We start from the raw sequence: 1,678 nt of genomic DNA, 5'->3' as shown, positions 1-1,678 counted from the left end.
GGCACTGGCGTGGCACTGCCGGCGACGTGATCGGTGAAGCCCGTGGCGAGATGGCGGGCAACGCGCTGCGCTGGCGCTACCAGCTGGACCTCCCGGTCGACGGGCGGCACTGGCAGGTGGACATGGACGACTGGATGTACCTGATGGATGACGAGACCCTGATCAACCGCACCAGCATGCGCAAGCTGGGCGTGGAGGTCGGCCAGATAACGCTGTTCTTCCGCCGCCTGCCAGCGGGTGCAGCATGCGATTGAGCACCCTCGCACCGTGAAAAAACAGCTGTTGCCGAGCAAGTTGTGCGTGGGCTGTGGCCGCCCGTTCACGTGGCGAAAGCGCTGGGCGCGGTGTTGGGAGCAGGTGCGTTACTGCTCCGAACGCTGCCGCCGCTCACGGCCGCGCGGCAAGTCGCAGCAGCAACGGGAAGGCGAGGGCCCAGACCGGGGCCAGTAGCAGGGCGGTGACCAGCGGCCCTAGGGGGAGGGCGACATCGGCCAGCCGCGCGCCGGCCAGGTAGGCCAGTGGGCCGCCAATCCCGCCCAGTAATGCCCCTGACCAGAACCGACGGCCAGCCCAGGCCAGGCTGTGACGCAGGCCGCTGGCCAGCACCAGCCACAGCAGTGCCAGCCACCCCGAACGCACCCAGCAGGCTGTCCAGCATGCAGCCGGCCAGTGTGGCCCGGCACAACGCCTTGGCCTCGGCCCAAGGGGCGGGGCACAGGCGCAGGTGCACGAAGATGCCGAGCGGCACCAGCCACAACAGCAAGGGGTGCTGTGCCCCGAGCACGCACAACCACCAGCCGGCCTGCAACCACAAGGCGTTGACCAGCTGCCAGCGGCCCCGGCTGATCACGCTGCCGGCAACGGCGCGCGACGGGCCTGGGGGGCTGCCCACAGCAACTGGGCCACACCAATGGCACGCTCCTCGAAGCCGCCCTGGCAGTAACACAGGTAGAACTCCCATAGCCGCTGGAACGCATCGTCATAACCCAGGTCAGCCAGGGCCGGGCGGGCCTGGCGCAGGTTATCGCGCCAGTGCCCCAGGGTGCGCGCGTAGTCCACGCCGAAGTCCTCGAGGTGCACCAGGTTCAGCGACGTCTGCCGGCTGGCGGTATCGAGCATCACGCTCAGCGAAGGCAGCGCGCCGCCAGGGAAGATATACCGCTGGATGAAGTCCACCGAGCGGCGGGCCTGAGCGTAGCGCTGGTCACGAATGGTGATCGCCTGCAGCAGCATCAGCCCGTCGGGCTTGAGCAAGGCGGCGCATTGGCGGAAGTAGGCGGGCAGGTAGCGGTGGCCCACGGCCTCGATCATCTCGATGGACACCAGCTTGTCGTAGCTGCCGCGCAGGTCGCGATAGTCGTCGCGCAGCACTGTCACGCGCCGTTCCAGCCCCAAGTCCTGCACCCGCCGCCGGGTATAGGTGTATTGCGCCTCGGACAGCGTGGTAGTCGTGACCCGGCAACCGTGCTGGATGGCTGCGTGGATGGCCAGGCTGCCCCAGCCACAGCCGATTTCCAGCAGGTGGTCGTCGGGACCAAGCTCGAGCTTTTCGCAGACGCGCTGCAGCTTGTTCAGCTGCGCCTGCTCCAGGGATTGTGCAGGGTGCTCGAACTGCGCGGCGGAATACATCATGGTGCGATCGAGCAACTGCTCGAACAGGGCATTGCCCAGGTCGTAG

Annotated in this window: 3 protein-coding genes and 1 pseudogene; 2 read left to right on the top strand and 2 right to left on the bottom strand. The window is 67.8% G+C overall.

What is annotated here, in order from left to right:
* Both HP547_RS04885 and HP547_RS04880 read left to right on the top strand, forming a co-directional pair.
* Positions 1-254, top strand: a 254-nt coding sequence (locus HP547_RS04885) for a DUF3833 family protein (RefSeq protein WP_172285638.1), incomplete at its 5' end; no start/stop codon positions are given.
* A gap of 13 nt (positions 255-267) precedes the next feature.
* Positions 268-450, top strand: coding sequence for a DUF2256 domain-containing protein (locus HP547_RS04880; RefSeq protein WP_172221440.1), 183 nt, complete (start codon positions 268-270; stop codon positions 448-450).
* Here the strand turns inward: HP547_RS04880 and HP547_RS04875 are convergent.
* Both HP547_RS04875 and HP547_RS04870 read right to left on the bottom strand, forming a co-directional pair.
* Positions 388-847, bottom strand: a pseudogene (locus HP547_RS04875) (DUF2878 domain-containing protein). The gene HP547_RS04880 and the pseudogene HP547_RS04875 sit on opposite strands and share 63 nt — an antisense overlap.
* Positions 847-1,678, bottom strand: an 832-nt coding sequence (locus HP547_RS04870) for a cyclopropane-fatty-acyl-phospholipid synthase family protein (protein WP_172285637.1), incomplete at its 5' end; no start/stop codon positions are given. The pseudogene HP547_RS04875 and the gene HP547_RS04870, both read right to left, overlap by 1 nt.

This window comes from Pseudomonas sp. CM27 (assembly GCF_013179515.1).
GTDB lineage: Bacteria > Pseudomonadota > Gammaproteobacteria > Pseudomonadales > Pseudomonadaceae > Aquipseudomonas.
Note: the sequence above shows the minus strand (reverse complement) of the source record. Positions and strands in the feature narration are given on the sequence as shown.